This window comes from Carboxylicivirga fragile (assembly GCF_050589805.1).
GTDB lineage: Bacteria > Bacteroidota > Bacteroidia > Bacteroidales > Marinilabiliaceae > Carboxylicivirga > Carboxylicivirga fragile.
On sequence record NZ_JBNGOY010000003.1, the window covers coordinates 33,909 to 59,363 of the forward strand.

24 protein-coding genes are annotated in these 25,455 nt (G+C 36.2%); 9 read left to right on the forward strand and 15 right to left on the reverse strand.

The window, feature by feature from the left end:
• Positions 1–218: 218 nt before the first annotated feature.
• From ACRD7B_RS01935 to ACRD7B_RS01960, 6 genes are all read right to left on the reverse strand, one after another.
• Positions 219–1,361, reverse strand: coding sequence for a hypothetical protein (locus tag ACRD7B_RS01935; RefSeq protein ID WP_430822766.1), 1,143 nt, complete (start codon positions 1,359–1,361; stop codon positions 219–221).
• Positions 1,362–1,497: 136 nt separating this feature from the next.
• Complete coding sequence (locus tag ACRD7B_RS01940) at positions 1,498–2,097, reverse strand: CDP-alcohol phosphatidyltransferase family protein (protein WP_430822767.1); 600 nt, start codon at positions 2,095–2,097, stop codon at positions 1,498–1,500.
• An 84-nt stretch (positions 2,098–2,181) separates the two neighbouring features.
• Positions 2,182–2,748, reverse strand: coding sequence for a Crp/Fnr family transcriptional regulator (locus ACRD7B_RS01945; RefSeq protein ID WP_430822768.1), 567 nt, complete (start codon positions 2,746–2,748; stop codon positions 2,182–2,184).
• A 24-nt stretch (positions 2,749–2,772) separates the two neighbouring features.
• A complete protein-coding gene (locus tag ACRD7B_RS01950; protein ID WP_430822769.1) occupies positions 2,773–3,717 on the reverse strand; it encodes an alpha/beta fold hydrolase in 945 nt (314 codons plus the stop codon).
• Positions 3,718–3,839: 122 nt separating this feature from the next.
• Positions 3,840–4,598: an NYN domain-containing protein gene (locus ACRD7B_RS01955; RefSeq protein WP_430822770.1), complete on the reverse strand. Its 759-nt coding sequence runs from the start codon at positions 4,596–4,598 to the stop codon at positions 3,840–3,842.
• A gap of 369 nt (positions 4,599–4,967) precedes the next feature.
• Positions 4,968–5,819, reverse strand: coding sequence for a helix-turn-helix domain-containing protein (locus ACRD7B_RS01960; RefSeq protein WP_430822771.1), 852 nt, complete (start codon positions 5,817–5,819; stop codon positions 4,968–4,970).
• 115 nt (positions 5,820–5,934) lie between these two features.
• Here ACRD7B_RS01960 and ACRD7B_RS01965 point away from each other — a divergent pair, with 115 nt between their 5' ends.
• The gene (locus ACRD7B_RS01965) at positions 5,935–7,107 is read left to right on the forward strand and encodes an MFS transporter (RefSeq protein ID WP_430822772.1); all 1,173 of its coding nucleotides are present in this window, start codon (positions 5,935–5,937) and stop codon (positions 7,105–7,107) included.
• Between the two features lie 46 nt (positions 7,108–7,153).
• Here ACRD7B_RS01965 and ACRD7B_RS01970 read toward each other — a convergent pair whose 3' ends face one another.
• The 5 genes from ACRD7B_RS01970 to ACRD7B_RS01990 form a co-directional block, all read right to left on the reverse strand.
• On the reverse strand, positions 7,154–7,438 hold the full coding sequence (locus tag ACRD7B_RS01970; protein ID WP_430822773.1) for a hypothetical protein: 285 nt from the start codon (positions 7,436–7,438) through the stop codon (positions 7,154–7,156).
• A 3-nt stretch (positions 7,439–7,441) separates the two neighbouring features.
• Positions 7,442–8,149, reverse strand: coding sequence for a hypothetical protein (locus ACRD7B_RS01975; RefSeq protein WP_430822774.1), 708 nt, complete (start codon positions 8,147–8,149; stop codon positions 7,442–7,444).
• A gap of 941 nt (positions 8,150–9,090) precedes the next feature.
• Positions 9,091–10,170 (reverse strand): toxin-antitoxin system YwqK family antitoxin, encoded by a 1,080-nt coding sequence (locus ACRD7B_RS01980; protein WP_430822776.1) that lies wholly within the window; start codon positions 10,168–10,170, stop codon positions 9,091–9,093.
• Positions 10,171–10,480: 310 nt separating this feature from the next.
• Positions 10,481–11,482 (reverse strand): site-specific tyrosine recombinase/integron integrase, encoded by a 1,002-nt coding sequence (xerA, locus tag ACRD7B_RS01985; protein WP_430822873.1) that lies wholly within the window; start codon positions 11,480–11,482, stop codon positions 10,481–10,483.
• Positions 11,377–11,877: a hypothetical protein gene (locus tag ACRD7B_RS01990; RefSeq protein WP_430822777.1), complete on the reverse strand. Its 501-nt coding sequence runs from the start codon at positions 11,875–11,877 to the stop codon at positions 11,377–11,379. Before ACRD7B_RS01990 ends, xerA begins: the two co-directional genes overlap by 106 nt.
• Positions 11,878–11,962: 85 nt before the next feature.
• Between ACRD7B_RS01990 and ACRD7B_RS01995 the strand changes: the two genes are divergently transcribed.
• From ACRD7B_RS01995 to ACRD7B_RS02005, 3 genes are all read left to right on the forward strand, one after another.
• Complete coding sequence (locus ACRD7B_RS01995; protein ID WP_430822778.1) at positions 11,963–12,328, forward strand: hypothetical protein; 366 nt, start codon at positions 11,963–11,965, stop codon at positions 12,326–12,328.
• Between the two features lie 440 nt (positions 12,329–12,768).
• The gene (locus ACRD7B_RS02000) at positions 12,769–13,227 is read left to right on the forward strand and encodes a hypothetical protein (RefSeq protein WP_430822779.1); all 459 of its coding nucleotides are present in this window, start codon (positions 12,769–12,771) and stop codon (positions 13,225–13,227) included.
• A gap of 57 nt (positions 13,228–13,284) precedes the next feature.
• Positions 13,285–14,226: a collagen-like domain-containing protein gene (locus tag ACRD7B_RS02005; RefSeq protein WP_430822780.1), complete on the forward strand. Its 942-nt coding sequence runs from the start codon at positions 13,285–13,287 to the stop codon at positions 14,224–14,226.
• A 97-nt stretch (positions 14,227–14,323) separates the two neighbouring features.
• On the opposite strand, the gene ACRD7B_RS02010 is transcribed toward ACRD7B_RS02005, so the two are convergent.
• The 4 genes from ACRD7B_RS02010 to ACRD7B_RS02025 all read right to left on the reverse strand — a co-directional run bounded on the left by ACRD7B_RS02010 (position 14,324) and on the right by ACRD7B_RS02025 (position 17,447).
• The gene (locus ACRD7B_RS02010) at positions 14,324–14,815 is read right to left on the reverse strand and encodes a hypothetical protein (protein WP_430822781.1); all 492 of its coding nucleotides are present in this window, start codon (positions 14,813–14,815) and stop codon (positions 14,324–14,326) included.
• A gap of 188 nt (positions 14,816–15,003) precedes the next feature.
• Positions 15,004–16,164: an iron-containing alcohol dehydrogenase gene (locus ACRD7B_RS02015; RefSeq protein ID WP_430822782.1), complete on the reverse strand. Its 1,161-nt coding sequence runs from the start codon at positions 16,162–16,164 to the stop codon at positions 15,004–15,006.
• Between the two features lie 23 nt (positions 16,165–16,187).
• A complete protein-coding gene (locus ACRD7B_RS02020) occupies positions 16,188–16,820 on the reverse strand; it encodes a nitroreductase family protein (RefSeq protein ID WP_430822783.1) in 633 nt (210 codons plus the stop codon).
• Between the two features lie 48 nt (positions 16,821–16,868).
• Positions 16,869–17,447, reverse strand: coding sequence for a TetR/AcrR family transcriptional regulator (locus tag ACRD7B_RS02025; protein ID WP_430822784.1), 579 nt, complete (start codon positions 17,445–17,447; stop codon positions 16,869–16,871).
• A gap of 198 nt (positions 17,448–17,645) precedes the next feature.
• Between ACRD7B_RS02025 and ACRD7B_RS02030 the strand changes: the two genes are divergently transcribed.
• The 5 genes from ACRD7B_RS02030 to ACRD7B_RS02050 all read left to right on the forward strand — a co-directional run bounded on the left by ACRD7B_RS02030 (position 17,646) and on the right by ACRD7B_RS02050 (position 25,449).
• A complete protein-coding gene (locus tag ACRD7B_RS02030) occupies positions 17,646–20,960 on the forward strand; it encodes a ligand-binding sensor domain-containing protein (protein WP_430822785.1) in 3,315 nt (1,104 codons plus the stop codon).
• 74 nt (positions 20,961–21,034) lie between these two features.
• A complete protein-coding gene (gene ruvX, locus ACRD7B_RS02035) occupies positions 21,035–21,448 on the forward strand; it encodes a Holliday junction resolvase RuvX (protein WP_430822786.1) in 414 nt (137 codons plus the stop codon).
• Between the two features lie 7 nt (positions 21,449–21,455).
• The gene (gene def, locus ACRD7B_RS02040; RefSeq protein ID WP_430822787.1) at positions 21,456–22,010 is read left to right on the forward strand and encodes a peptide deformylase; all 555 of its coding nucleotides are present in this window, start codon (positions 21,456–21,458) and stop codon (positions 22,008–22,010) included.
• A gap of 299 nt (positions 22,011–22,309) precedes the next feature.
• Complete coding sequence (locus ACRD7B_RS02045; RefSeq protein ID WP_430822789.1) at positions 22,310–23,071, forward strand: polysaccharide biosynthesis/export family protein; 762 nt, start codon at positions 22,310–22,312, stop codon at positions 23,069–23,071.
• Entirely contained in the window at positions 23,071–25,449 is a 2,379-nt protein-coding gene (locus ACRD7B_RS02050) for a GumC family protein (RefSeq protein WP_430822790.1), read from the forward strand. Before ACRD7B_RS02045 ends, ACRD7B_RS02050 begins: the two co-directional genes overlap by 1 nt.
• The last annotated feature ends 6 nt before the right edge of the window (positions 25,450–25,455 follow it).

Genomic DNA, 25,455 nt, shown 5'->3' on the forward strand with positions numbered 1-25,455 from the left:
GCTTGAGTATTTTAGTGACATGCGAGTGTTAAAGGCAGAGAGGGAGTCGCCTGGCTGTCAATAAACGGGGCATGCTAAAACAATTTAAAATCATCATTAATTCACTCATGAAGTAGAAGAAATCACAATTCGCTCTGACCGTCACTAGGAATTATCGGGTGTGATGTGTGAGCCAATATTTTTTGTTTGCTATATAAAATGTCGTATGTCGTTTTAATTTAAAATCTAACTAATAATTCTGTACTAAATAAGTTATTGTTAAATGTTGATATTAAACTGCTATCCCAATGATATGGGCAATAATGATAAGATAGTTCAATGCCAATGTAGTTTGTTTTAAATATCGGAGTAAGAGCTGCAATGCCTAGTGAGAGGTGTGGTACATCTACATCATAATACTCTTTCTTATCAGAGTTTTTCACATCTTCTGTTATGCCAGTAGATACTGATTCTAATCCAAGCCCTAATTTAGGTATGAGTTTCAAATGGTCCTTATCAATTACTTTATAACCAACCAATCCACCGAAAAAAACACTGTAATCGGAACTCACATTATGAGTTTTGCCTAAGGCATTAAAATCAAAGTTTTTAGAGTCTTGATTTATTCTAAATTTGATTCCAAGTTCAACTTGAAGTTTGTACCTCAAAGGCGTTGAAAAGGTGAATCCAATTATTGGACTATAAGAGAAGAAGTTGTCTTTACCGATGGATTTATAGAACCCTGTATACAAATTGTAGCTCATAGTATGGTCTTTGTACTCACGAGCATTATTTGCAGATAGCTGCTTTAGGTAACTCTCTCTTTTCTTTGCAGACTTTAGCTTTTTTTCAAACGCTTCTTCATTTCCTGAAAACAATAAGCAAATAATCTTTTCATCAGTCGTAAGGTATCCAACTTCTAGAAGATTAGTATAATTGGATATTAATATGGAATCAATTTTGCTACGCAATGGTACATAACTAAAATAAGCCTTGTTTTCCGTATATATATTTCCGTAATCATTCTTTTGAGATGCATAGAATCTATTTAGGTATTTGTCACTATAATCGTTGATGAAAAAAAGATTAACATGGGTTTGAATACCTTGCCGTTGAACTAGTGCTAAATAGATTCTTAATCTATACAGAACCTCAGAACCGCCACAATAATTTTCCCATCTGTTTATCACGATGTCGCAAGAATCTAGATCTCCATTAATTAAGTAATCAGAAATTAAAATAATTGAATTTTCTGTGACTATCTCACAATCAAAAACGGATACATTTTCTAATAGTTTATCTTTTTTAGAATCCTGACTTGAAACTTCAAAAAAGGATAAAGAAAGCATTATAGGAAAAAATATTAGCTTGATTTTTAGCATGGAAGGGAGTAGTTTATGTGCAGTTTGTTAAATTATCAAACCACTGATGTGTTTAAAGGTTGATTAAGGTGATCTTCAGGATTAATTACACGTATTACTTATACTTCATTGAGAGGTAGATCTATTATCAACCTATTTACCCATTCAACAAATCACTTCGTTTAAACTTTACACCTTTTCGAATTAAGTAGGCGTGATACGCGCTTGGTATGTCATGTGTCCATTTTGGTAGTATTAGTGTTATTAAAATTCGATCGATATGTGAGATTAAACCCAATAAGATGGCTAGCTGAAAGGGTAGACCCGCGTGGTTAAATCCAATTAGAGATGTGAAGGCGATAAGTAAGGTGATGCCCCATAATTTAGAAAGAAAGGCATGGGTACAGGTTTCCTTTTTAAATTTAACCAGACTGATAATATAACACGAAATTTCCATGCCAAGTATTACACCAATGGGTATAATGTTATCGCTAATTAGTTGAGGGTATAAAAGCCATGTTGCAATACCTATGGATAACCAAAATACCATATCCACCTGGCTATCCATTCGTCTCAGTTTTGCAGATGAGATATTCTGTTTACGTGCAACAATGCCATCCAGAATATCTGATATCAGACCAAGGTACATCAAAACCAGAATGATCGGTTTTGAATCAGCTCCGATATAATAAGCTAAAGCTAATATGATAGGTGCTAAAAGAAGTCGGAATAGAATAAGTGCTTGGGGTAGATTCATCGTTTTTAAGTTTAAGGGTTTGCAAGTATTGTTTGTTACTTGACAAAAATCCCATAAACTTTAAAGGCAAACAATGAACCTGGGTTAATAAATGCGTCGACGGATGCGACTTAAGGCTTGAGGTGTAACGCCAATGTAGGAGGCGATGTGTTTTAGAGGTATCTGTTTAATTAATTCAGGACGTTCGGTGAATAAATCAAGGTAACGTTCTTCGGCAGATTTGCTCAATAATGAAAGTTCTCTCTTCGACTTTAAGAGATACATATTTTCGTTCATCCGTCTACCAATAGCATTACCGCTGTCTGTGTTTTGGTAAACATCCTGTAAGTCTTGATAGGAAATCCGCCAAAGCGTTGTATCTGTAATGGTTTCAGTTTGGTATTCAGATGGTTGGCGGGTCAAAAAGGAATCGTAAGCTGAAACAAATTCATTTTCAAAAAGAAATCCAAAGGTAACATCATTTTCTTCCAAGGGAATGTGAACCCGAGCTGCCCCTTTGGTTATGAATGATAGATAGTTTTCAATCTCACCTGCCTTAAGTAAAACTATTTTCTTTTTTACGTTTACCATTTCCAGCTTGGAAGAGAATAGTTGCCAATCATCATCATTCATTGGGGTTATGCTTGCAATAAATTGCCTGATTTCTTCCATGTTTGGTTAGGTGTTTATTAAGTATCAATTGGCATTAAAAAAATCTATGAGTATCGCACTTAGTTGTTCAGCCTGATCTTCTTGTATAAAATGATTCGACTCAAGCGTGTAATGTGTCTGATCTTTAGCTCCCTCTACCATCTCTTGCAATAAAGTGTCTTTACCTATCCACATTTCATCCTTGTGATTACCCCAAATTGTTATAAATGGTTTGTCGAACAAGGCCAGTTTCTTATTTAGTTTTTGATTGATAATGGCTTCCTTATCGCTAGACTGTTGAGGTATGAGCGAGGGAAATTTTCTTACAGCTCTATAGTCCGATATTTTCTGGAAGGGTTGATTATATTTCTGAACGATGGAATCGGCCAAACTTATGTTTGATCCCCAATTCATAATGTTACCCGGCGAAAAGGAAGAATCATTTTTAGCGTAGGCGATGAATCCTTTGAAACTTTCGGGTATGGTTTCAGTTCCTTCAAAAAGATAACCATAAGATATGGCTACCTTTTGAAAGCGAATAGGCTGCCCAGCCACAATTCGTAATGTAAGCATGGCTCCCCAATCGTGCGCAAACAAACGAATGTTATTAAGTTGTAATTGGTCGATGAATTGTGTTAGCCATTTGGTATGATTGGAATAGCTTATTATTTCCTCATCCCTGGGCTTGCTCGAATATCCAAATCCTATCAAGTCTGGGATAATTACGCGATAGCCTTCTTTGATTAAGTTAGGGGCGATGTTTCGATAAACATACGAGTAATTAGGCTCTCCATGCATTAATAAAACAATATCACCCTCAGGATTACCCAAATCTAAATAGGCCATTTTTAAACTATCTTGTACATCCAAGTATTGGTAGTTGCTTAGTTCAAAGGAGGCGTTTCTTGTGTTTGCATCTTGCTTAACTCGGTGCAGGCAGGACGATAGAGTAATTGCCAGTGTAGCAAGTAAAAAAATAAAGTATTTCATTCAGGTTTGGTTTGGATCATAACGCGCATGAAGATAAGAATTTTACAGTCGTTCACGCATTCAGAATATACTCCTAAAGGTATTTGTTTAGAGCTTTATTTGTTAAACGTTTCAGCCTTTTTCTAATGCTTTTTCGCTTTTGTCAGTTGCTTTTCTTTATTCTTGACAAAAATTAATTTGTGTCTGCTTTTGGGTGTCTCTCGTTGTTCAATTTCGAAATTACCGATTGATTTTATTAATGGTGTTAGTTTCTCAAATCCATAATTTCTTGAGTCAAAGTTTGGTCGTTTTTTCTGTAATAAACTTCCCACATCTCCAAGAAAAGCCCAGCCTTCCTCATCTGACAAATCATTAATGGTGGAGTAAATCAGCTTAATTTCTTTATTGGTGATTTTATCAACGCCAGATTCTTCGATGTCTTTATTCTCGATTTTCTCCTCCGATTGTTTCTTTAAAATCTCGATATACACAAACTTATCGCAAGCTACAATGAATGGATTTGGGGTCTTTTTTTCACCAATTCCAATTACTTGCATGCCCGCTTCTCTCAGCCGAGTGGCTAATCTTGTAAAGTCGCTATCACTCGACACCAAACAGAATCCATTTACTTTCCCATCGTAAAGAATATCCATTGCATCAATTATCATAGCCGAATCAGTTGCATTTTTACCTGTTGTATATCCGTATTGTTGAATGGGGGTTATGGCATTTTCCAGTAATAGGTTTTTCCACTTCGATAAATTGGGTTTTGTCCAGTCGCCGTATATTCTTTTTATAGTTGGATTACCATATTTGGCTATTTCTTCCATCATTTCTTTAACGTGAGCCGATGGTATATTATCCCCATCAATGAGCACCGCTAAGTTTAAATTGTTTTCCATTTGTTTTTCAAGTTTATTTTTGATGGCATTTGTTTCTAAAGTATCATTTAGGCCTTTTCATATACTTTTTACTAAAGTAGCTAATAATACCGTTTACAAACCAAAACGACCCCGATAATTAGCAAAATGATTTATCAATCATTTTGGAATACAATTGGTATAATATGAAGATAATGGCTGTTTGTAGCAATGAGGGTGTCCAAAAACTCGGAAAGCATCCGTTCACTGAGCGAAGTCGAAGTGATTATTAGTTGATAATCAGCATTAATAAAGTTTCATCTCGACTACGCTCGATGAGCGAGCTTACTTTTTGGACATCCTTGTTTCTTTCTTTTGATGTTAAAAATGAGTGCCTATTAATGAAGAAGACTACCAGTTTCTAACTTTTTTTCGATATTCCCGAGGTGAAAAATTAGTGTAGCGTTTAAATATTCGTGTGAAATATGCTGGCTCTACAAAACCTGAAAGCATCATGATATCACTAATACTCGTGTTTTTATTGCTTAACAAGGTACAAGCTTTCTGAATTCTGAACTCATTTAAGAAATTGATAAACGTTTTGCCCGTTACTTTTTTGAAAAAACGACTAAAGGAGGTTTCAGTAAGTCCTGTTAATTCTGCCAATTCTTTTATCTGAATTGGCTTTTGGTAGTGCTCCGAGACGTATGTGTTAATCCTGTTAATCCTTGAGTAGTCGTTTGACTGTACCTCAATAGCGGCCTTAGTGGCATGCAATAAATGATAATCATTTGTATTTGCTAAGGTTTGAAGAGCTTGCATTAAGCAGATAAGTTTTTCAAAAGCGGGGAGTTCAACCATGTGTTTTAATGCTGGCCCCACTTGTTCTTTAATGCCATGCCCAAAGGAAATTCCGTGGCTCGATCTTTCCATTAATTTACTTATATCTGTAAATTCAGGAAAAGGGAGAATACGTTGATTAATAAACTCAGTACTTAGTTGAATAACGATTTCATAGTTGTCATCCTTATCTTGATTGCCGAGGTTAGAGTGGGGGATGTTACTTCCTATTAATAGTAAATCACCATCATTATATCGTGCCACATTACTTCCTACATGGCGTTCTGCACTTCCTGATTTAATGTATACTAATTCATATTCAGGATGAATGTGCCAAAAAGGTTCGCAACACCCAGGCGAATTACTATGGATGTAAAATGAACTGCCATGATTGGCTTGTATGTTTTCATATATGGGCTCCATTTTTTTACTAGCTTCTTTTGTTTATGGCAAAATAAGTCAAATAATCGATAATTTAAGACAAAAACACCTGTGTTTAGTGAGCTACTTTTGCATCGAAATAAACTAAAAGAAGATAATGATTAAGGTGAGTGAGCAGCGAATGGCATTTTTTGCTTCAGCACAATTGTATTTATCGCTGAGTATATTGTTTGGTACTTGGGTGATTTACATTCCACATATTACTGAAAAACTTAATATGAGTGAAGGTCAACTTGGAGTTGCTCTATTTTTTGGAGCCTTTGGTTCTCTTTTCGGTACAGTGATTGGTAAAGGATTGATAGGTAAGTTTGGAGAAGGAAGAGTTTCGTTAGTAAGTATGATGATGCAGTCGGTTTTTATGCTTTCAATGTTTTTAGCACCAACGTTTTATTTATTATGTACAGGTTTCTTTTTGTATGGTTTTAGTGGTGGCATATTTCAAGTTAGTGTCAATGCCATGGTGATAAGCATTGAAAAGAAATTCAAAGTAGCTATCATGTCGCGTTGCCATGGTTTTTTTAGTTTGGGAGGATTGATCGCATCCGGATTGGGTACTTTGCTGCTAATTGCTTTAGATAGTGCTGTATGGCATATTGTATTTTCAGTGAGTGTAGTGGTTATACTTCAATTGGTATTTGCGAAGGTAGTGTTGCCAGTTAGGAGTGTACCGCAACCACGAATAGTGCAACCATCTTCCAAAACTAAAAAGAATGGACTACTAATATGTTTAGCCTTAATTGCTATTAGTGTTATGGTAACTGAAGGTGCCATTGCTGATTGGAGTGGTTTATACCTTCAAGATGTGGTGAAGGTAAACAAAGAATGGCTTGGTTTAGCGTATGCTGCCTTTTCTTTATCAATGACTGTTGGACGATTTGTTGGTGATTTTTTTAGTCGTCGTTTTGGATCGTTACAAATAATAATCGGAGGGTTTGCACTGGGTTTGATTGGTTTTGTGTTTGTTCTTAGTCAGGAGTTTTATAGTGTGGTTTTTGGTTTCTTTGTCATTGGTACTGGCTTCTCTATTATTGTTCCTGAGATTTATCGGATTTCGGCAAATATAGAAGGTGTGAATTCGGCCAATGGTATCGCTTTTATGGCTGGAGCTGGATATGTCGGTTTCTTGGCTGGCCCTGTACTCTTGGGGATAGTTGCCGAAACCTTTGGTCTATCCATCAGTTTTATGGTATTATTTGTTTTGGTGAGTTTCGGTGCCCTATTGGCTACTGCATTGAAAATTAGTTCACGATTAAAACTTACAAATAGTTAAATTATTTATTTGCAAGTCTGTAAGTCAAAACACAACATGAGTATTTCTACAGTAAAGCAGCAAATTGCGGAATCTTCTTGGCTATTTTTACAGCAACTGTTCCTAAGTCTTTAATGTTTTGGATAAGATCTGCTTGTGATAGGTTTTCTTTAGAAGCTTGTTCAACAACTTTTATTAGAACCGAATAAACTCTCAGATCTTCTGTCCCAGGTGTAATGGCATCAATTTCGCTTTTTGATAGCCCAGTTAGCTTATCTAACTCACTTTTATAGGTTCCATTAAAGGCGGCATCTGCTTCGGCAAATAAGGCACTAAATCTGTTTTCTGGCATGGCTTAGTTTTTATTAGTTATTTTTTTAATTTGATTCGATATCTCTTCCAACTTGCTATAAGCGTCATCACTCTTAATATCTATCTCTTTTCCTTTCTCAACAGCATCGCTTACCAGTTCCGAAACTTGAACTAAAGAATTTGTTACAAGAGTGTCAGCACCTTCTAAGCCTACAATGTTTAACGCATCCTGTTGGCTTTCTTTTACTTTACGAACAGATATTAGGTAATTAGTGATGGTTGAGTTTGCACGAATAGCATTCTCATATGATTGATTAATGTGGCCAATCACTTCCTTTTCTTGTTTGATAATCGGTTTTAATAGTTCATTTCTCTTGGCTGTTATCTGTGCATTAGCTGCTTCTTGAAACTCAAGCATGGTCGCCAGTGCTTCATCAGTTTCAGCCTTACCGCCTGATTTTCCGGCATTCTCTATGGAGGTATATAATGAAGGCTCACCTTTCTGGTACTTCTGCAATTCAATTTTTAAAACGTAGTGAATGACAAAAGGTGAGTAAACTTCATCTACAAACTCGTTAATGTCATTTTTAATTTGTCTGTAATACATTTCTACAACATTCCGGTGAGATTGATGCAGTGCAACTAGATCTTTGCCCAGTACCTGTGATAAATCCACAGTTTCTTTTGGTATGGAAATGCAAGCCGTAAAAAGGATTGTTAATATAAGTGGAGCGATGAATTTAAATTTCATTTTTTTAAGTCTCATTAGATTTGTATTACCAGAATTATGATTAAAAATAATGGATTTTATTTATAAATGAAATTGGTTTAGTTTAAATAATCATTTTTCAAGTCAGTGTAGCCTTCCTAAAAATGTAGCCTGACCCAATCTATTTCAAACTTACTTTTGTCACTTACTCAAACCCTTTTTCAGGACGGGTGCTTTTCGTGTCCTCGTGCCAGACGGGCATTTACCTTTTTTCATGATAAAAAAGTAAACAAAAAATCTACCGCTGCACCCCGATGACGCTAAATTGGCTTTAACTGCACTAAAAACAAAGAACTCTCCCGACATAGAACCTTGTGGCTTTGGGTTCCCCAAACCCTACAAGTTCTATGTCGGGATCAAACAGCTTTGTTTTTCACGCTTGTTTAAGCCAATTCTTAACACTATCGGCCTGATGCGGTGTTCCCACTTGGATGGCCGCTGCGGTGTTTGTTTTGAGGCTCTAAATAGAAACAATGACCAAGTTGAGTGCTAAGAGTGGGCAAGCCGAGTCGGGGGGATCTGCCAGAGAGGGAGGCTGTGCGTTGGCCTGTGCGGGCGTGATCAGTGTGAGGGAGCCCAATACCCTAGCAATTTTCGAACTACTCTGTTGTTCACTTTTTTCATATTCAAGCCAACTTGCCAAATAGAAATCATTGGCCAACCCGACTCCCAATAGTCTGTTTTGTAAATAAAAATTGCGCCTTGTTTTTTTGAATGGGGGCTAACGGTTAGTATAAGAAACGTAAGTGATTTCGAAGCTCTTACTTATCAATTTGCACTGAGCCAAATTTGCGATTAGACACAAATTTAGAGTTTTAAAACAAACCGTCAAATCGCAGATTTGGCGGAGCTGATTAAATGAGCAAATATTCCGTAAACCACTGAGCCACTTATGTTTTTTATACATTGTTGTGCCCAGTAATTTATTCAATGTCGTCAATATCTGAATCATTAATTTGTTCAATAATCTGATTATCTTCAAATTTCTCAAAGTACCTAATCCAGTCAGCATCTAAATATGTTTCTGGATAGTAATTTTTCTCTCTATCCCAAGAATCAAATTTTGCTTTTAAAATCAAATTACCTTCTTTGTCGAATTCATGGTACTTCAAAGTAAAGTCGTATTCATTACAACACCAACAGTCTTTATCCCAAAAAATCAATTTATTCCAACAATACTCATATTGAACCAAACTTTTAGTCCAGTTTAATTTACTTTTAATGTTTCCATTATCAAAATAGTCAATCCTTTGATTCCTCTTAGTCTCATATTGTTTTATTCCTTTTGATTTATATTTTATTTTTCGTTTTATATCACCGTTTTTATATTCTACAATCTCAATTGGGAAACCTGAAGAATCAAAATATTCAATCTTTTCATTTAGCCAATAAGGATAACTATTTGAGCGCTTTTCTGAATATCTTTTTATAAGATTTCCATTTAAATCAAAGTATCTATAGATACGACTGTTTTTATGAAATGTATTTTTCTCTCTTAATTCTCCAGAATAGTAATATTTTGTCAAATCACCAATTGGTTGCCCATTGATAAACTCACCTTTCATTTTAAGGTTTCCATTTTCATAAAAACTAGATTCCAGGCCATTACATGGTTCTCCACAACATAAATATTCTGTCCAAGCAGGATTATAATTATAATGAAATACTTCTTGTAAAGGCTCAAGAATTATTGTGTCAATATAGATTCTAAATTCAGGTATTTGAACTTTATGAAAAGGATTTCTGTCTGGAATTCCCCAATAGTAGCCTTGTGATAGATAATATGTCCCTGTGTCCTTAAGTATTGAATATCCATTAATCCAATCAACTTGTGGTTGAGTAAACTCCTGCAATTCTGTTGTGTCTTGATAAATCCAGTATGAGTAGTGAACCTCATTAGTATTGTTACAAGTATCCTTAATAATCAATTGATACTTAATATCCTGAGAATATAGATTTAAAGTCAGAATAGTGATGAATATATTTGTTAGCAGTATTTTCATATTATTGGGCACAACTAGCCGATATGCGTATTGTTTATATATCCAATATAGCTGTAGGTCATTTTTCTGTTGATTTGTAGATTTTGATAAGATTCATTGAATTAACAGCTTCGCCTCCTCAGTCACAATTATATGGTGCGAGTTAAGCTGGTCATCTATATAATTCTACCGCACACCATATGTTATCGTTATCTTGTTCCTCGATCAAGTGTTACTTTCAAATGAATATGATCATTCTTAGTTGTAATACCACTTAAACAAGTACCAGGGTTATGGTTTTCTTACTCATCATAAAAAAAGCTATTTTTTATCAAATATCCAAGTCATCAAGCGGACTTTTTAAGCGGCTTATATCTTTATTTGAAATTTGAGTGTAAATTTCGGTTGTCTTGGTGTTTGAATGGCCAAGTAGTTTCTGAATATTACGAATGTCCATGCCCGAATCATGTAGATGGGTGGCAAAAGAGTGGCGTAACATATGTGGTGTAACACGTTTGTCTATTCCTGCTTTTCTAGCTGCGTTTTTTACCACGCTTCGTATGCTCGACGCACTATACCTTCCACCATTAAGACCTTCAAAAAAATGGATATTGGGCTGCTCGGTTCGCAAATATCTTAAAAGTAAATCTCTCATTTTATTTGATAAACCAACTATTCTACTTTTGTTGCCTTTGCCTTTGTTTATTACTATTACATTTTTATTAAAGTCAACATCTTCAACTTTTAAGTTAATTAATTCGCCACAGCGAATACCTGATGCATACATTAAATAGAGCATGCATTTATGCTTAGGGTATATGTTAAGTTTAAGCAATGTTTCAATTTCCTTTTTCTCTAACACTTTTGGTAAAGCTGTTTTGTGTTTAGGTCGAGGAATTCTGATGTCTGTTAGTTCATGGTCACCAAATGCTTGTAGAAAACGTTTAATGGCACTTACCGCAATGTTTTGTGCCGATGTTGAGTAACTTAATTCCTCACGTAGAAAAAATAGATAGTCTATTATTTCGTTATTGCTAATCTCCAATACACCTTTGTTAGGATAGTAGGCTTTTAATTTACTTATTTGGCAGGCATAGTTATCTATTGTCCGCGCACCTGCACCTTGCAAAGTCATTATTTTAATAAATGATTGCAGTTCTTTATCCTCTTTGTAATTGCTTTTTTGTTGGTGAGAAAAGATTTTCTCGTCATGTTTAACCTTTATTTTTATTTTACATCCTTGTTTTTCAAAATATTGCTGAATGGCTTCTTTATTGTTAGCGTAATTGGGTATAATCCAAAAGCGTCTTTTGGCTTCAAATACACTTCCCATTTCTTTCCATAGCTTGTCCATCGCTGTTTGAATAGATAAGGTAGTTTTAAGTAGGCCTTATTATTAACTATTGTTATTGCTACCAGCGCTGTTTGTTCAAATGCATTTAATGCATCTTTGGCTTTTAGATCGCTTGATTTTTTTTTGTTGTTAAAAGAGGCAGCGTTTAAATATTTCGTACTAATATTCGCTACAGCCTTAATATCTTCCTGCAATAAGGTTTTAAAATTATTATCGTCTCTTATATAATAACATTGATATTGCTGGCTATAGCGTACATAGTTTAAAGACCTAATGCACTGTTCAATACTATCGTTATCATAAAAGAATAACTTTACAAGCGGTGTCTGCCCATGTTGAAAGCTATTATAGTATATGGTAGGTTTTTTTGTCATTTTTTATGCACAACATAGTTAATATTCATACCTTAAGAGTATTGTAAGCGTTTATAAACGTAACTAAACGTCTAATCATATACTTATGACTGCTCATACATGTTTATATTGCGACGAATTAATTGTAGGACGATCCGATAAGAAATTTTGTACAGCCCAATGCAAGAGTGCTTATCACAATCAGAACGAATCAACAAGCGAAGCCTATATGCGCACACTTAATAAACAACTTCGAACCAATCGCAGAGCTTTACATACGGCATGTCCATCTGGTAAAGCTACCGTTCGAAAGTCTTTTCTTATCAAACTAGGTATGAACTTTAAATACCTGACGCATACCTGGAGAAATCAAAGCGGAACTCTGTATTATTTCTGTTACGATTATGGGTATACACCTTCTATGGAATCGGGAAAAGTAGTGATCATTCAAGAACAATCGTACATGAAATAATGTGGTTTAATCCTTATTCCGCTCGTCCGTGCTTACATCATCAATTTGGTTGTAAGTCGAACCTTGAATTTATTCTTTCTACAATGCATCCTGCATTTTTGGAAATGAAGTGATATGTTATGTGACTGTAATATCTTGTATTTTAGTATAATGTATTACAGTGAATACTTAATGAATATCATTGCCATGTGATGTGAATTGTCTATGTTTTTAGGTGTTTTATAATTGTTTCTATGTGCTGTTGTTGTGTTGTTTATAGAGTGTTTTGTATTGCTTTTTAACAACGGAATACAAATGTACTTTCTTTACCTTATGCCTTTATAACACTTTCAGTCCGATTTACTACGAATAAATATTAAATAAGGACGCTTTCAAGTTTTCACCCCGAAGCTATTTTATCTCATCTACTTTTGACAGCACAAATCAAAACTAATAAACACATGAAGATTTTAACATCAATTATTTTAGTGGCTGCTTTAACGCTTGCTTTCTCATCATGCAGCAAGGATGATGATCCGGAAGAAGTATTGGATATGAAAGGTACTTTCAGTATTTCCATTGATGGAACCAAATATGAAGGTACTCAGGTACTGAATGGAGCTGTGGCTCAAGTTCGAACTATCTCTGCCGAGAATGAATCCTTTGTTTTTACAGCAATCATGACCGATGGTCTTTTTAAAGCAGGTAAAACCTTCGATTTTGAAGTGGATAAGAGTGAAATTGCACCGACAATAGTTGTCGACCTCGATGGCGATGGCACCGATGAGAGCCTATGGGGTTTAACCGGAACGATTAAAGTGGTGAGTACATCCGAAATTGAAATTGATGGAGTTTTCTATAAGGATTTCTTAAGAACGAATCCTCCACACACAGTGAAAGGTACAGTTAAATCGAATTAAAAAGTGTGTAACAGTATTATTACCAAATTTAAACCAATACAATAAAAAATTAGACACATGAAATCAAGTAAAATTTATTTATTAGCACTTGCCATCATATCTTTAAGTTTATCAATATCATCATGCAGTGGTGATGATGGCGCGGTTGGACCGCAAGGTGAAACCGGACTGCAAGGTGATCAAGGATTAGTTGGGCCTGCCGGAGCGGATGGTTCAGTTATTTATAGTAATGAGGGTGAACCTGCCGAAGAGGTGGGTGCTAAAGGTGATTATTATTTCGATATCTCAACAGGCTTGTTATACGGGCCAAAATTGGATGATACGACTTGGGCCGATGCGGCTAGTTTCATGTTAAAGGGTGAAAATGGTTCGGATGGGGAAGATGGTACCGATGGACAAGATGGCTCTAAAATATTATCAGGTAAAGGTGCTCCAACAGGTACTGATGGTGAAATAGGTGATTACTATCTTGATATCGAAACCTATACTCTGTATGGGCCTAAAACAAAATTGTCGAGATTGCAGTGGGGAATGGGATTAGTGCTTAAAGGAGTAAAGGGAAATGCCAATGTTAAAACATTTTCACTGACCGTTCCTGCGGAAAGTTGGTCAGTATTGCAAAATACAAGTGCTTATGAATTTAAACGTTTGAGCTTTTCTGCATCGTTTAGTGCCTTGAACAAAGATATTATGGACAATGGTTTTGTGTTGGTTTATTGGAAGAATGGTACATCTCAGTATCAACTACCGTATGTGAGTTATACAACAAAACAAAACTTGTTAAGTCGCAACTTTTCACTTGTAAGCAGTGGTAGCGGATATAAACTAGATCTAACAAATATATTAGAAGCGCGTACCGATAAAAGTGAATTATTAACGGTTACCAATTTTAATTATAAGGTGGTCATCGTAAGCGGCGAAGCTGGAGAAGAGTTACAAGCGGCACAAAAAGATCCTCATGCTTTTCAAGAATTAAGCAGGGAATTGGGCATTGAATAGTGCTGATTGGATTTAGTTGTTTTTAAACAAGCATCTTCCTTTTTTATCATGAAAGAGGAGGGTGTTTTTTTATTTATAGTAAAGCAGTTGAGTAGTATTACAAATTGTTGAAGACCATAAGCGTATGCCAGCTATGAACTAATACAAAGAGAATGGAAACGATGGTGTAGTAAAGTGAAGGTTTAAACCTCTTTATAAAGCTATCTTTGCCAATTAATGCCATGCCCATAAGAAAGATTAGAGTTGTATAGGCTGGTGCTGTAAAACCAACTGGGCTCATGCTCCAATTCGATTGTGGCCATTGTATTAAAGCCAGCCACGATGAAAAGTAGATTGAGATTCCGGTAATGTAAACTACCAAACCAATCTTCTGCTGTTTCTTCTGAAAGGATAATCGCATAAACAGGGGGAGGGAGAATACGATTAAACGTAAACCATTTTCAGCATATAGGATATAATTTGGAATACCTATGTTGAAGAAGTTAGTGTTAAACGCTTCAGGTAATTGGTGATACCATACTATGTTCCATATAAAAATGGGAATAAGCAGCAAGAAACGATTTGTTAGATATGTCAGGCTTTTATTCATAAGGAAATAGTTCAGCTTAAGGTTTGAAAAAATGGGATGTGTAGCGTACTGAAAGGACAATTACAGTATCCATTCCCCATTGGGGATACATTATTTGCAGTTTCGCAGATATTCTCCCAAATAAAAAAGCGCACGAGCAAGAGTATTTCTTACCCATACACTTTTTAAAACTAAAAGCTTATTATTTTTTAGTAACTCATCTTCACAATTTCTTTAACACCTTCAGGAGTAATGGCACCTCTTTCGCCGATGCCTTTCCAACCACGTTGGTTAAATCGTTCAGCAATTCTTTCAGCTGTGCCTTCGTAGCTATCAGTGTATTCCGATAATTTCGTTGGTATGCCCAATGAGTGAAAGAATAATTCAATATGATCGATGGCTGCCTTGGCTTTCTCTTCTGTACTGCCTGTTTGCACATTCCATACACGTTCTGCTAATTGAGCCAATTTGTCCTTTTTATCTTCAATATTATAGGTATAGTGGCTTCTGCAAATAATAGCAAGTGTTCGTGCATGATCGATACCATACATAGCCGTTAGTTCGTGCCCCATCATATGAATGGCCCAATCTGATGGCACACCTTGACTAATTAATCCATTTAAAGCCATGGTGCAACTCCACATAAAGTTGGCAGCTGCAGTATAATCAGTTCCATCTTTAAGAATAGCAGGTGCCGTTTCAACAAGTGTTTGCATAATTCCTTCTGCAAATCGATCTTGCAACTTCGCATCAACCGGGTAGGTTATGTATTGCTCCAGTACATGCGTGAAAGCATCAGCCAATCCGTTGGCAATTTGTTTCTGCGGAATGGATTTGATTACCTCAGGATCCAGGATTGAAAACACGGGGAATAAACCGGGTCCCATTAATGCCAGTTTTTCTTGAGTTTCTTTACGTGTAATCACAGCGCCGGCATTCATTTCAGAGCCTGTAGCTGGTAATGTTAGAACCGACCCGAATGGCATGCCTTGCATGGCTGGTTTCTGACTACTAACCATGTCCCATGCTGATTCGCCTTCGTATAAAGCAGCAGCTGATATAAATTTGGTACCATCAATTACTGAACCTCCACCAACAGCTAAAAGGAATGTGATATTTTCTGATTTAACAAGTTCAACTGCTTTGAGCAATACTTCATACTCAGGGTTGGGAGGGATGCCACCCATTTCAAGTACTTCATGTTTGGCAAGAGCCTTTTTTACTTGCTCATAAACGCCATTTTTCTTGATGCTTCCGCCACCATATAATAGTAACACTTTAGCATCCTTGGGTACTTCTTTCGAAAGTTTTGCTATACTTTCTTTACCAAAAATAATCTTGGTTGGGTTTTTATATTCGAAATTATTCATTGTGTTTCTTTTTTACTTGATAATTAATCAATAATAGTTAGCAAATCGTCTTTGCTCTTACGTACTTTCTTTAAGTTGGCCAGCCAATCGTTCTCCAAATCACGGTAACCTAAAGGTAACATCACACAGCTTCTCAAGCCCTTCTCCCTTAAATTCAGAATTTCATCCAAGGCAGCCGGATCGAACCCTTCCATTGGTGTGGCGTCCACACCTTCAAAAGCAGCAGCAGCTATTGCTTGCGAAAAGGCGATGTAAGCCTGACGTGCAGCATGGTTAAAGTTGTATTCGGCATCGCGCTGTGGATAACTACTCAAAAGCATTTGGCGGTAATCTTCCCAGCCTTGGTTTTTGAAACCTCGTACCTCATTGGTGAGGTCAAACATTTTATTGATGCGTTCTTCAGTGTAGGTATCCCAGGCTGCAAACACCAACAGATGCGAGCAGTCCGTTACTACAGATTGATCCCAGGCAATTGCTCTGATTTTCGCTTTAACATCTGGGTTGGTGATCATGATTATTTCGAAGGGCTGTAATCCGCTTGAGGTAGGAGCTAAGGAAGCTGCTTCTATAATAGTATCTATTTTTTCTTGTGCTACTTTTTCGCCGTTCATAGCTTTTGTAGCGTATCTCCAATTAAGTTTTTCTAGTAATTCCATTGTATTGTTATTTTTGTGAATATTCATTCTTTTTTTTGAGAAATAAGATCAAACCTTAATACTATCCCAAGCAGCCTGAAATGCTTCTTCTAGTGCTTTTTTATCTACTTGATAGGCATCTCTTTTTTGCATGTTCATTAAAAATGCCATTGGATAAATCGTAAATGCATATAGCAAATATGGTGAAATAGGCTTTATGATTTCTTCTTCTTGTCCTTGTTTCCAGAGATCAAAAAGAGGTTGTAAATACTTAAGCCCTTCTTGTTGTGTTTGCTCATCTATCATAGGTGTATTATCGCACTGTGATAAGAACGATGCTTCCTCCGGTTGGTTCAATTTAAATTGTGACATATTGAACCATATTCTTTCAAAGTTCTTTTTTACAGGTGCTTCTGCTTTGTATTCTTCAAATGTTTTTTCAGCAAATGCCGTTTTTACTTCAAGGTAAAGTTGATTAACCATATCCTGTTTGTTTTCAAAATACAAGTAGATGGTAGCAGGTGAGGCCTTCGCCATTTTAGCAACTTTTGCCATGGAAGCACCTTGTATACCCTCATGGTTAATCAGGCATAAAGTTGCTTTCAATAGAGCAGCCCGTTTCTCTATGCTTTTTTGAAGTTTGACCATGGATTTATTTGCTTTTGCAAGGTTCTAATTCTGATTACTTACTCTTTTATATTTTTAATATACTTGCAAATATATGCAAAAAAGAATGAACATTCACTTTTTTATATGGAAAATATTTAGTTCTAATAAAGTATTAAAAATTCTCTTTTGCGAATAATTACTTAAATCCTTATATTTAAACGAACTAACCCTGACTACATGAAACAGCTACTAATTTTACTTGGCCTTCTAATTTCTCTTCCATTCGTGCATGCGAGTAATAATTCAATACGTTTTAAGTACCTCACAATACACGATGGCCTATCGCTTAGTTCGGTTTACTGCGTGCATCGCGATTCAAAAGGATACATGTGGTTCGGAACCGAAGATGGCTTGAATCGCTTCGATGGTTCTAAATTTACCATTTATAATGCAAGTGCTAATAATCCCAATAGTGTTTGTGATAAGTGGATCGAGAAGATTTATGAAGATAATTTGGGGCAATTATGGTTTACTTCACGAGCAGGTTTGTCTTGTTTTAATCCGGCAACGGAACAATTCAAGAATTTAAACTCTACCAATGGCTTGTCAAACGATACCATCACATGCCTGTTGCAAGCTCACGATTCAATCATGTATGTGGGGTCGGTCAATGGCTTGGGTTGTATAGGTTTAGAAACTAAACGAGTAAAGAAAAGGAGTATTTGTAATGGAAGGATTAATGCGCTTCACCCAACACCTTCAGGTATTTATGTTGGTGCAAGTGAAGGTTTATTCTTGTTGAAAGCCAATGCCGTTGATACCTTACTCTCTAATGTAAATATCAATGCCTTGTGTCAATCCGGATCAAAATTGTATGCAGCAGGTCAGGATCAATTATTTATTATTGATGTTTTGGAACTGGCTATAGAAGCAAGTTTTACTTTTTCACAGTTTCCCTTGCTACAGATTGAAAAGTTGCTGCTTGACAAAGCGAACAATATATGGGTAGGATCTAATGTAGGACTGTTTAAATATCAGAACCGGAAATTGAAACAAATAGTTAAGATAAGTGATGTTTCTAATAGTTTAGCCATTGATCAATCCCGATCGCTGGAAGAAGATAATTTTGGCAATATTTGGTATGGGACTCATGATAATGGTGTTTTTTATATTCAGACCGATGGAAAAGTTCGACACATTCAAAATAATCCTGTTGATCCATCAAGCCTGAGTCAGAATGCTATTAATTGCATCTATAACGACAAGGAGTCTGGAGCCATCTGGTTAGGAACATTTGGAGCTGGCTTAAACATGTATCATCCTGCGGCCAATAAGTTTGAACTGATAAAGCACGATCCAATAAATACCAATAGTCTTGCCAGTGATTTTATTTGGTCGGTGTGTGAAGCATCCGATGGGTCATTATGGATTGGTACCAACGATAGAGGTATATCGCGATATATTCCATCCGAAGATCGTTTTGTTAATTATATCATCGACAACAATTCAGTACGCTGTATTTATGAGGACAGTGAGAATGTAATCTGGATAGGAACCGACGGTGGTGGTTTATCACGATTTATACCATCTAATGATAAATTCCAGACTTTTACGAAGCAGGCAGGTAATGTTAGAAGTTTATCGGATAATTCAGTAAGAGTAATATACGAGGATAGCCAAAATAGAATGTGGATTGGTACTCGTAATGGTTTGAACCTTTTTGATAGGGTGAGCAAAGAATTTAAGCATTACAAGCACATTGAAGGAGATTCAAATAGTTTATCAAACAATTTTATCTATTCAGTTATTTTTGAGGATAGTAAGGGTAATATTTGGTGTGGTACCTACGGTGGAGGGCTCAATCGTTTAAATGTCAGCAGTGGTAAATTTGAGGTTTATTCAACTGATTCGCCATCCCCCTTAAGTAACAACCTCGTATTTACTTTGCACGAGGATAACGATCATCAACTGTGGATTGGAACCAACGATGGGCTCAATGTAATGGATTTGGAGACCAAAGAAATTCGCCAATTTAACGTAGTTGATGGTTTGCCCAATGGTGTTATTTATGGGCTTTTGCCTGATGGAAAAGGGAGTCTTTGGTTAAGTACTAATCATGGCTTATGCTGTTTTGATATGCAAAGTGAAAAGTGTCGTAATTACGATGTTAATGATGGTTTGCAAAGCAAGGAGTTTAATGGCGGTGCCTTTCATAAAGGGAAATCTGGTAAGCTTTATTTTGGTGGGGTTTATGGACTGAATAGTTTTGATCCTACACGTATTAATGGAACAGATAGTGAACTAAGGCCTGTTTTTACGGGGTTGGAAGTCATGGGGCAGAAGGTAGAAGTAAATCCTAGATCTGACATGCCTAGTCCATTAATCAGCAGTGTGAACAATCAGTTTCAGATGAGCAAGAATATTGCTTTTGCTGATACAATTATCCTGGATTATAAAGATCGTTTCTTTTCACTTGAGTTTTCGGGAATGGACCACATTTTCCCGGATAAAACATTATATGCTTTTCAGCTTGCACCTATGGATAAGCAATGGAATCATGTTGGAAACCGTAATTTCGTGACCTATGCTAATATGAAACCGGGCGAATTTAAATTTAGGGTGAAATGTGCCAAGCAGCACGATGCTTGGAGTGATAGTTATTCTGAATTAACAATTATCATTAATCCACCTTTTTGGTTAACTTATTGGTTTATCAGTTTTGAGGTATTGTTATTCTTCATTATCGCGATATTTATTTATCGTTACCTGGTGAAGATGAAAACCAATAAGGTACTAAAGCAGCAGAATTTTAAAATCTCTGAAGCCAACCAACAATTACGAACATCGGAGGCGAACCTTAAACAAATGAATGCTACCAAGGATAAGTTTTTTTCCATCATATCGCATGACCTTAAGAATCCTTTTTCAAGTCTAATGTCCATTTCTGAAATGTTATCCGAAAATTTTGATGATTACACAAAGGAAGATAACAAAGAGTGTGTTTCCAAAATGAATAGTTCCATTAAGCAGATATATATCTTGCTCGAGAACTTGTTGACATGGTCGCGTTCGCAACGAGGTAAAATAAGCTTTAGTGATGCAGCTTTTGATTTGGCTACGCTCATTAACGTGAACATCAACCTTTATAAGTTGGCAGCTGATAAGAAAGAAATAAAAATTAGTTCTAACATCAATGAGGAAGCAATGGCCAAAGGTGATCGAAATACCATTAATACAGTTGTTCGCAACCTGATGGGCAATGCCATGAAGTTTACTAATGTTGGTGGTCAAATTACCATTAATCTGCATAGAGATAACCAAGTTTGGAAAGTTGAAATACAGGATGATGGAGTGGGTATTGATACCGATGATCTGGATAAGTTGTTTTGTATTGATAAGAAGTTGAAAACAGACGGTACGGCAGGAGAAAAAGGCACAGGCTTGGGTTTGATTATTTGTAAGGAATTTGTTGAGAAGAATAAGGGGGAGATAGGTGTACATAGTGAGAAAGACAGTGGTAGTACATTTTGGTTTACTGTTCCTAAAAACTGACTTCCATTTTCTAATTTGAATTAATCAACAAAGAACTGATTCTATTCCATTATCTTTGCAACAAAAGATAAAACATGGGTAGGATATTAGCCATTGATTATGGACGAAAGAAGAGTGGTATTGCAGTAAGTGATCCGATGCAAATTATTGCCAATGGATTAACGACTGTTCCAACTCACGAGCTTTTTGATTTCTTGGTAAAATACATGCAAGAGGAGGAAGTAGAGCACATCGTTTTAGGTTATCCTACACAAAATAGTGGTGAAGAGTCGGAGTCGATGCGCTACATTAAACCTTTCGCCAATAGGTTGAAGAATAAGTTTCCTGACTTACCACTTACCTGGGTTGATGAACGTTTTACTTCTAAGATTGCTTTTCAGGCGATGATAGATGGCGGCTTAAAGAAGAAAGCAAGGCAGAATAAGGCAATGATCGATAAGGTGAGTGCAACCATTATTCTACAAACATTTATGGAGCAAAATAGATAAGAAGCAAATGATATATCCTGTTGTTGTTTATGGACATCCGGTGCTGCGAAAGGTAGCGATTAGCATTGATAAAGATTACGAGGGTTTAGAGCAATTGATTGCTGATATGTGGAATACGATGTATAAGGCAGATGGCCTTGGTCTTGCAGCGCCACAAATTGGTAAATCCATTCGTTTATTTGTGATTGATGCCGATGTGTTAAAAGATGAGTTTCCTGAATTAGCAGGATTCAAGAAGGTATTTATCAACGCACAGATTGAGTTTCTAGAAAGTAAATTTGAATCAACTGCAGAAGGATGTTTGAGTTTGCCAATGATTAATGAAAAGGTTAAACGTCCCTCGCGCATTCGTATTAAATATCAGGACGAGCACTTTAATCATTACGAAGAAGAGTATGATGGTTTTACTGCTCGAGTAATTCAGCATGAATACGACCACATAGAAGGTAAGCTTTTTATCGATTATTTGAATCCCTTTAAAAGATTCATGTTGAAAGGCAAGCTGAATAGAATTGCCAAGGGCGAAATAGAACTTGCTTACCAAATAAAAATAGCTGAGTAAAATAGTGTTAAATCTTCTTTCTATCAGTAAGTTATTGAATAGTTCTTTTGTGGGGCTATCTTTAGATAAAGAAAAATATAAAGTAATCTGATAGAGTGTATGTTCTAGGTGTTAATTTGTTTTCTGTATTGTAAATAATCTATCGACTTATTAATATAAGTCCCCTTCTTCTTATCCTACATCCCACAAAAAAGAGTGTTGATAAGTTAAAAGTAAGCTTTCATAAAAAAAAGGATAGTAGAGATGCTTTAATCTTTATTTTTAGTGTGGATAAACACGCACCAATATCTGAAAATTATATGAGGTTACTAATATTCATTGTAAGCACTTTGCTTTTTATTTCTTGTGTTCCTCAAAAGGAGATAGTCTACCTTCAGGATGATCAATCAACCGAAGAAATACAAACTTTCAATAACGAGAAGGAGAAAATATTGATCAAGTCATTTGATCAATTATACATTCAGGTAAGTAGTTTCGACGATGGCAAGATAAACTTTATGAGTAATGATGCCAACCGATATGGCGGAGGACGATCAGAGGCTGATTTAGCAATGGTTTCGTATACTGTTGATTCAAATGGTTTCATTGATTTACCTATCATCGGAAAGTTTAAAGTTAGTGGACTAAATGCTGACGAAGCGGCTGATAAGATTAGAGAAGAGCTGCAGTTGTATCTTAATGCACCAACTGTGAAACTTAGCTTTGTGAATAAGAATATTACGGTTCTTGGTTATGTAACTAATCCTGGGCGCTACTTTTATGCAAGTGAGCATTTAAATATACTTCAAGCTTTGGGTATGGCTGGCGATATTACCATTTATGGTAATCGTAAGTATGCTGTTATTGTGCGCGTAGTGGATAATGTGGTAAGTAAGCAGCGAGTTGATTTAACTAATGTTGCTTTGCTAGGAGATGATGCTTTTTATTTACAGCCCAACGATGTTGTTTATGTTGAGCCTTTGAAGACCAGAAAGTGGGGCATCGAAACTTTTCCCTGGGCCATTGTTCTGTCAAGTATAACAACCTTTATTTTAGTGGCTAATTATATAAGTAATAATTAATGGATAAGGCACCGCTCAGCAATAGTACGCAAGATCAATACCTCGATCTCCGAAAGGTAGTAAATGTGGTGAAGAAGAAGTGGTATTTTTTTATAATAGCACAAGTTCTGTTTATTGCATTGGCTTTTGTTTTAGGAAAGGTAATTCCACCGACTTACGAAGTAGCCACAAGTATTTATGTGAAAGAGAATGGCGCTTTTGAGAGTCAAAAAGCAATGGAGTTTTTGCAAAGCTTTCAACTCTTTGACCAAAAGAGAACATTTCAGAATGAGATGCTCATCTTGAAGTCAACGCCTTTGGTTACTGAAACGGTTGAACAGCTTGATTTAGAAATTCAGTATTACGAAAGTGAATCGTATATCGATACCGAGATTTATAAACAATCGCCATTTATTGTGCTTTACGATTCGAGCCATGTGCAGGCCATTGATGTGGCCTTTACAGTTGTGTTTTTCGACGATGGTGAATTTCATGTGACTGCCAACAATGATGATGTTAAGGTGCTTAACTATTCGACAAATAGACTTACTAAAACCAATAAAAGTCTATCGCTTGACGATATGTTCTTTCAGTCGGATGCGATAGAGGATGAGCTTTATAAATTCCGTATTTACTTGAAGAACCCATCTGATGCTTCATTGTTGGAGGGCAATACTTATCGTTTTGTATTTAAGGATAAGGTCGAAGTGGTTGAAGAGTTGCAGAATAACCTTAAAGTAGCTCCAGAGAATCCTGAAGTGAGTGTAGTAGAGATGGTGTTGCAAGCTAACTCCTACGAGAAAGCCATTGATTTTACTTCCACTTTAACCAATATTTACCTTCGTAAAAACCTCGAGCGTAAAAATCATTTTGCCTTTAATACTATATCCTACATCAATCAACAACTGGAAGAGATTTCAGATTCATTAAATGTGGCTGAAAGAAGATTGGAGCGTTTTAGATCGGGTAATCAAGTGATGGATATATCAAGCAAGGCCGGGCGAATATTTGAGCGTATGCATCAACTGGAACTTGAGAAATCAACCGTTGACAGGCAGTATAAGTACTATCAATATTTGGATGAGTTTTTTGAGGATAATGATAACCTGGCTGATTTAGTTGTGCCATCATCAATGGGTATAAGCGATCAAACCTTGAATGAGTTAATGCACGACCTTATTCGCTTGGTTAATCAGCGTAACGAATTAATTGGTAAGAAACAGGATAAGAGTCCGTACCTAAAGAATCTGGAGGTTCAAATAGAAAGTCTAAAGCGGCCAATCATTGAGAATATTAATTTCTCCATAACAACACTTGAAAGAACCTTGGCTGATTTAACAGTGAAGATTGATGAGATGAAAAATAACATTGAAGCCCTGCCTAAAACCGAACGTCAGTTGGTTGGTTTTGAACGTAAGTTTCAATTGAACGATGCCATTTATACATTCTTATTACAACGCCGTGCCGAAGCGCAGATAGCCAAGGCGTCAAATTTACCTGAGCATGAGATTGTTGAGCCCGCTCGTTTGGTTCGAAAGGTGTATCCAAATCCAATTATTAATTATAGTTTGGCAGTTTTCTTGGGTTTACTTGTGCCAGCTTTAATATTGCTATTGATTGGTTTTTTCGATGATCGTATCAAGGGCGAACAATCATTGGAAGAATATAAGGATATACCCTACCTGGGAGCTATTATACGTAATGAAGAAAGTTTTAATGATGTAGTTGCTCGCAGGCCATCATCTCCAATTTCTGAAACATTTCGTACCATTCGTACCAACTTGTTTTTCTTCCTGAAAGGCGAATCGCATAAATCAATCCTTGTCACTTCGGCGGTTTCTGCTGAGGGAAAAAGTTTTATGTCATTGAATCTGGCTTTATCATTGGCTCAGCTTAATAAGAAAGTGGTGCTTGTGGGTTATGATTTGCGTAAGAGTAATCAGTTTAAAGATTTAGTGGCCAATAGTGAGAAGGGATTAACATCGTACTATGTTAAAAAGATGGGGCTGAAAAGTATTATCCAGCCATCTAATTATATTAATGTTGATGTTATTACCCCGGGTGTTATACCGCCTAACCCTATGGAGTTAATTGGGCACGAATCAACAGCTACTATCTTTGCAGAGTTGCGAAAGAAATATGATTATATAGTAATTGATTCATCTCCTATTGGCGTAGTAAGCGATGCCTACTTGCTGATGGAACATTCCGATGTGAATCTATTTGTTATACGTGAGCATTATAGCCGCGAGCACATTGTGAAAGGTGTTTTAAAGGAGGTGTTGAATAAGAATATTCCAAAACTAGCTTTGGTTCTTAATGCAAGTCGCATGGAAGGGAAGAAGTATCGCTACGATTATTACAACAAGTATGATTCAAAAAGCGCTAAGTTGAAGTAATAAAGA

Coding starts and splice junctions, on each gene's coding strand:
- ACRD7B_RS02015 (WP_430822782.1), bottom strand. CDS start 16,164: ATGAATAATTTCGAATATAAAAACCCAACCAAGATTATTTTTGGTAAA.
- ACRD7B_RS01970 (WP_430822773.1), bottom strand. CDS start 7,438: ATGCCAGAAAACAGATTTAGTGCCTTATTTGCCGAAGCAGATGCCGCC.
- ACRD7B_RS01965 (WP_430822772.1), top strand. CDS start 5,935: ATGATTAAGGTGAGTGAGCAGCGAATGGCATTTTTTGCTTCAGCACAA.
- ACRD7B_RS01935 (WP_430822766.1), bottom strand. CDS start 1,361: ATGCTAAAAATCAAGCTAATATTTTTTCCTATAATGCTTTCTTTATCC.
- ACRD7B_RS02045 (WP_430822789.1), top strand. CDS start 22,310: ATGAGGTTACTAATATTCATTGTAAGCACTTTGCTTTTTATTTCTTGT.
- xerA (WP_430822873.1), bottom strand. CDS start 11,482: ATGGGAAGTGTATTTGAAGCCAAAAGACGCTTTTGGATTATACCCAAT.
- ACRD7B_RS01990 (WP_430822777.1), bottom strand. CDS start 11,877: ATGACAAAAAAACCTACCATATACTATAATAGCTTTCAACATGGGCAG.
- ACRD7B_RS02025 (WP_430822784.1), bottom strand. CDS start 17,447: ATGGTCAAACTTCAAAAAAGCATAGAGAAACGGGCTGCTCTATTGAAA.
- ACRD7B_RS02050 (WP_430822790.1), top strand. CDS start 23,071: ATGGATAAGGCACCGCTCAGCAATAGTACGCAAGATCAATACCTCGAT.
- ACRD7B_RS01995 (WP_430822778.1), top strand. CDS start 11,963: ATGACTGCTCATACATGTTTATATTGCGACGAATTAATTGTAGGACGA.
- ACRD7B_RS01955 (WP_430822770.1), bottom strand. CDS start 4,598: ATGGAAAACAATTTAAACTTAGCGGTGCTCATTGATGGGGATAATATA.
- ACRD7B_RS01945 (WP_430822768.1), bottom strand. CDS start 2,748: ATGGAAGAAATCAGGCAATTTATTGCAAGCATAACCCCAATGAATGAT.
- ACRD7B_RS01980 (WP_430822776.1), bottom strand. CDS start 10,170: ATGAAAATACTGCTAACAAATATATTCATCACTATTCTGACTTTAAAT.
- ACRD7B_RS01975 (WP_430822774.1), bottom strand. CDS start 8,149: ATGAAATTTAAATTCATCGCTCCACTTATATTAACAATCCTTTTTACG.
- ACRD7B_RS02005 (WP_430822780.1), top strand. CDS start 13,285: ATGAAATCAAGTAAAATTTATTTATTAGCACTTGCCATCATATCTTTA.
- ACRD7B_RS02000 (WP_430822779.1), top strand. CDS start 12,769: ATGAAGATTTTAACATCAATTATTTTAGTGGCTGCTTTAACGCTTGCT.
- ACRD7B_RS02030 (WP_430822785.1), top strand. CDS start 17,646: ATGAAACAGCTACTAATTTTACTTGGCCTTCTAATTTCTCTTCCATTC.
- ACRD7B_RS01940 (WP_430822767.1), bottom strand. CDS start 2,097: ATGAATCTACCCCAAGCACTTATTCTATTCCGACTTCTTTTAGCACCT.
- ACRD7B_RS01960 (WP_430822771.1), bottom strand. CDS start 5,819: ATGGAGCCCATATATGAAAACATACAAGCCAATCATGGCAGTTCATTT.
- def (WP_430822787.1), top strand. CDS start 21,456: ATGATATATCCTGTTGTTGTTTATGGACATCCGGTGCTGCGAAAGGTA.
- ACRD7B_RS02020 (WP_430822783.1), bottom strand. CDS start 16,820: ATGGAATTACTAGAAAAACTTAATTGGAGATACGCTACAAAAGCTATG.
- ACRD7B_RS01950 (WP_430822769.1), bottom strand. CDS start 3,717: ATGAAATACTTTATTTTTTTACTTGCTACACTGGCAATTACTCTATCG.
- ruvX (WP_430822786.1), top strand. CDS start 21,035: ATGGGTAGGATATTAGCCATTGATTATGGACGAAAGAAGAGTGGTATT.
- ACRD7B_RS02010 (WP_430822781.1), bottom strand. CDS start 14,815: ATGAATAAAAGCCTGACATATCTAACAAATCGTTTCTTGCTGCTTATT.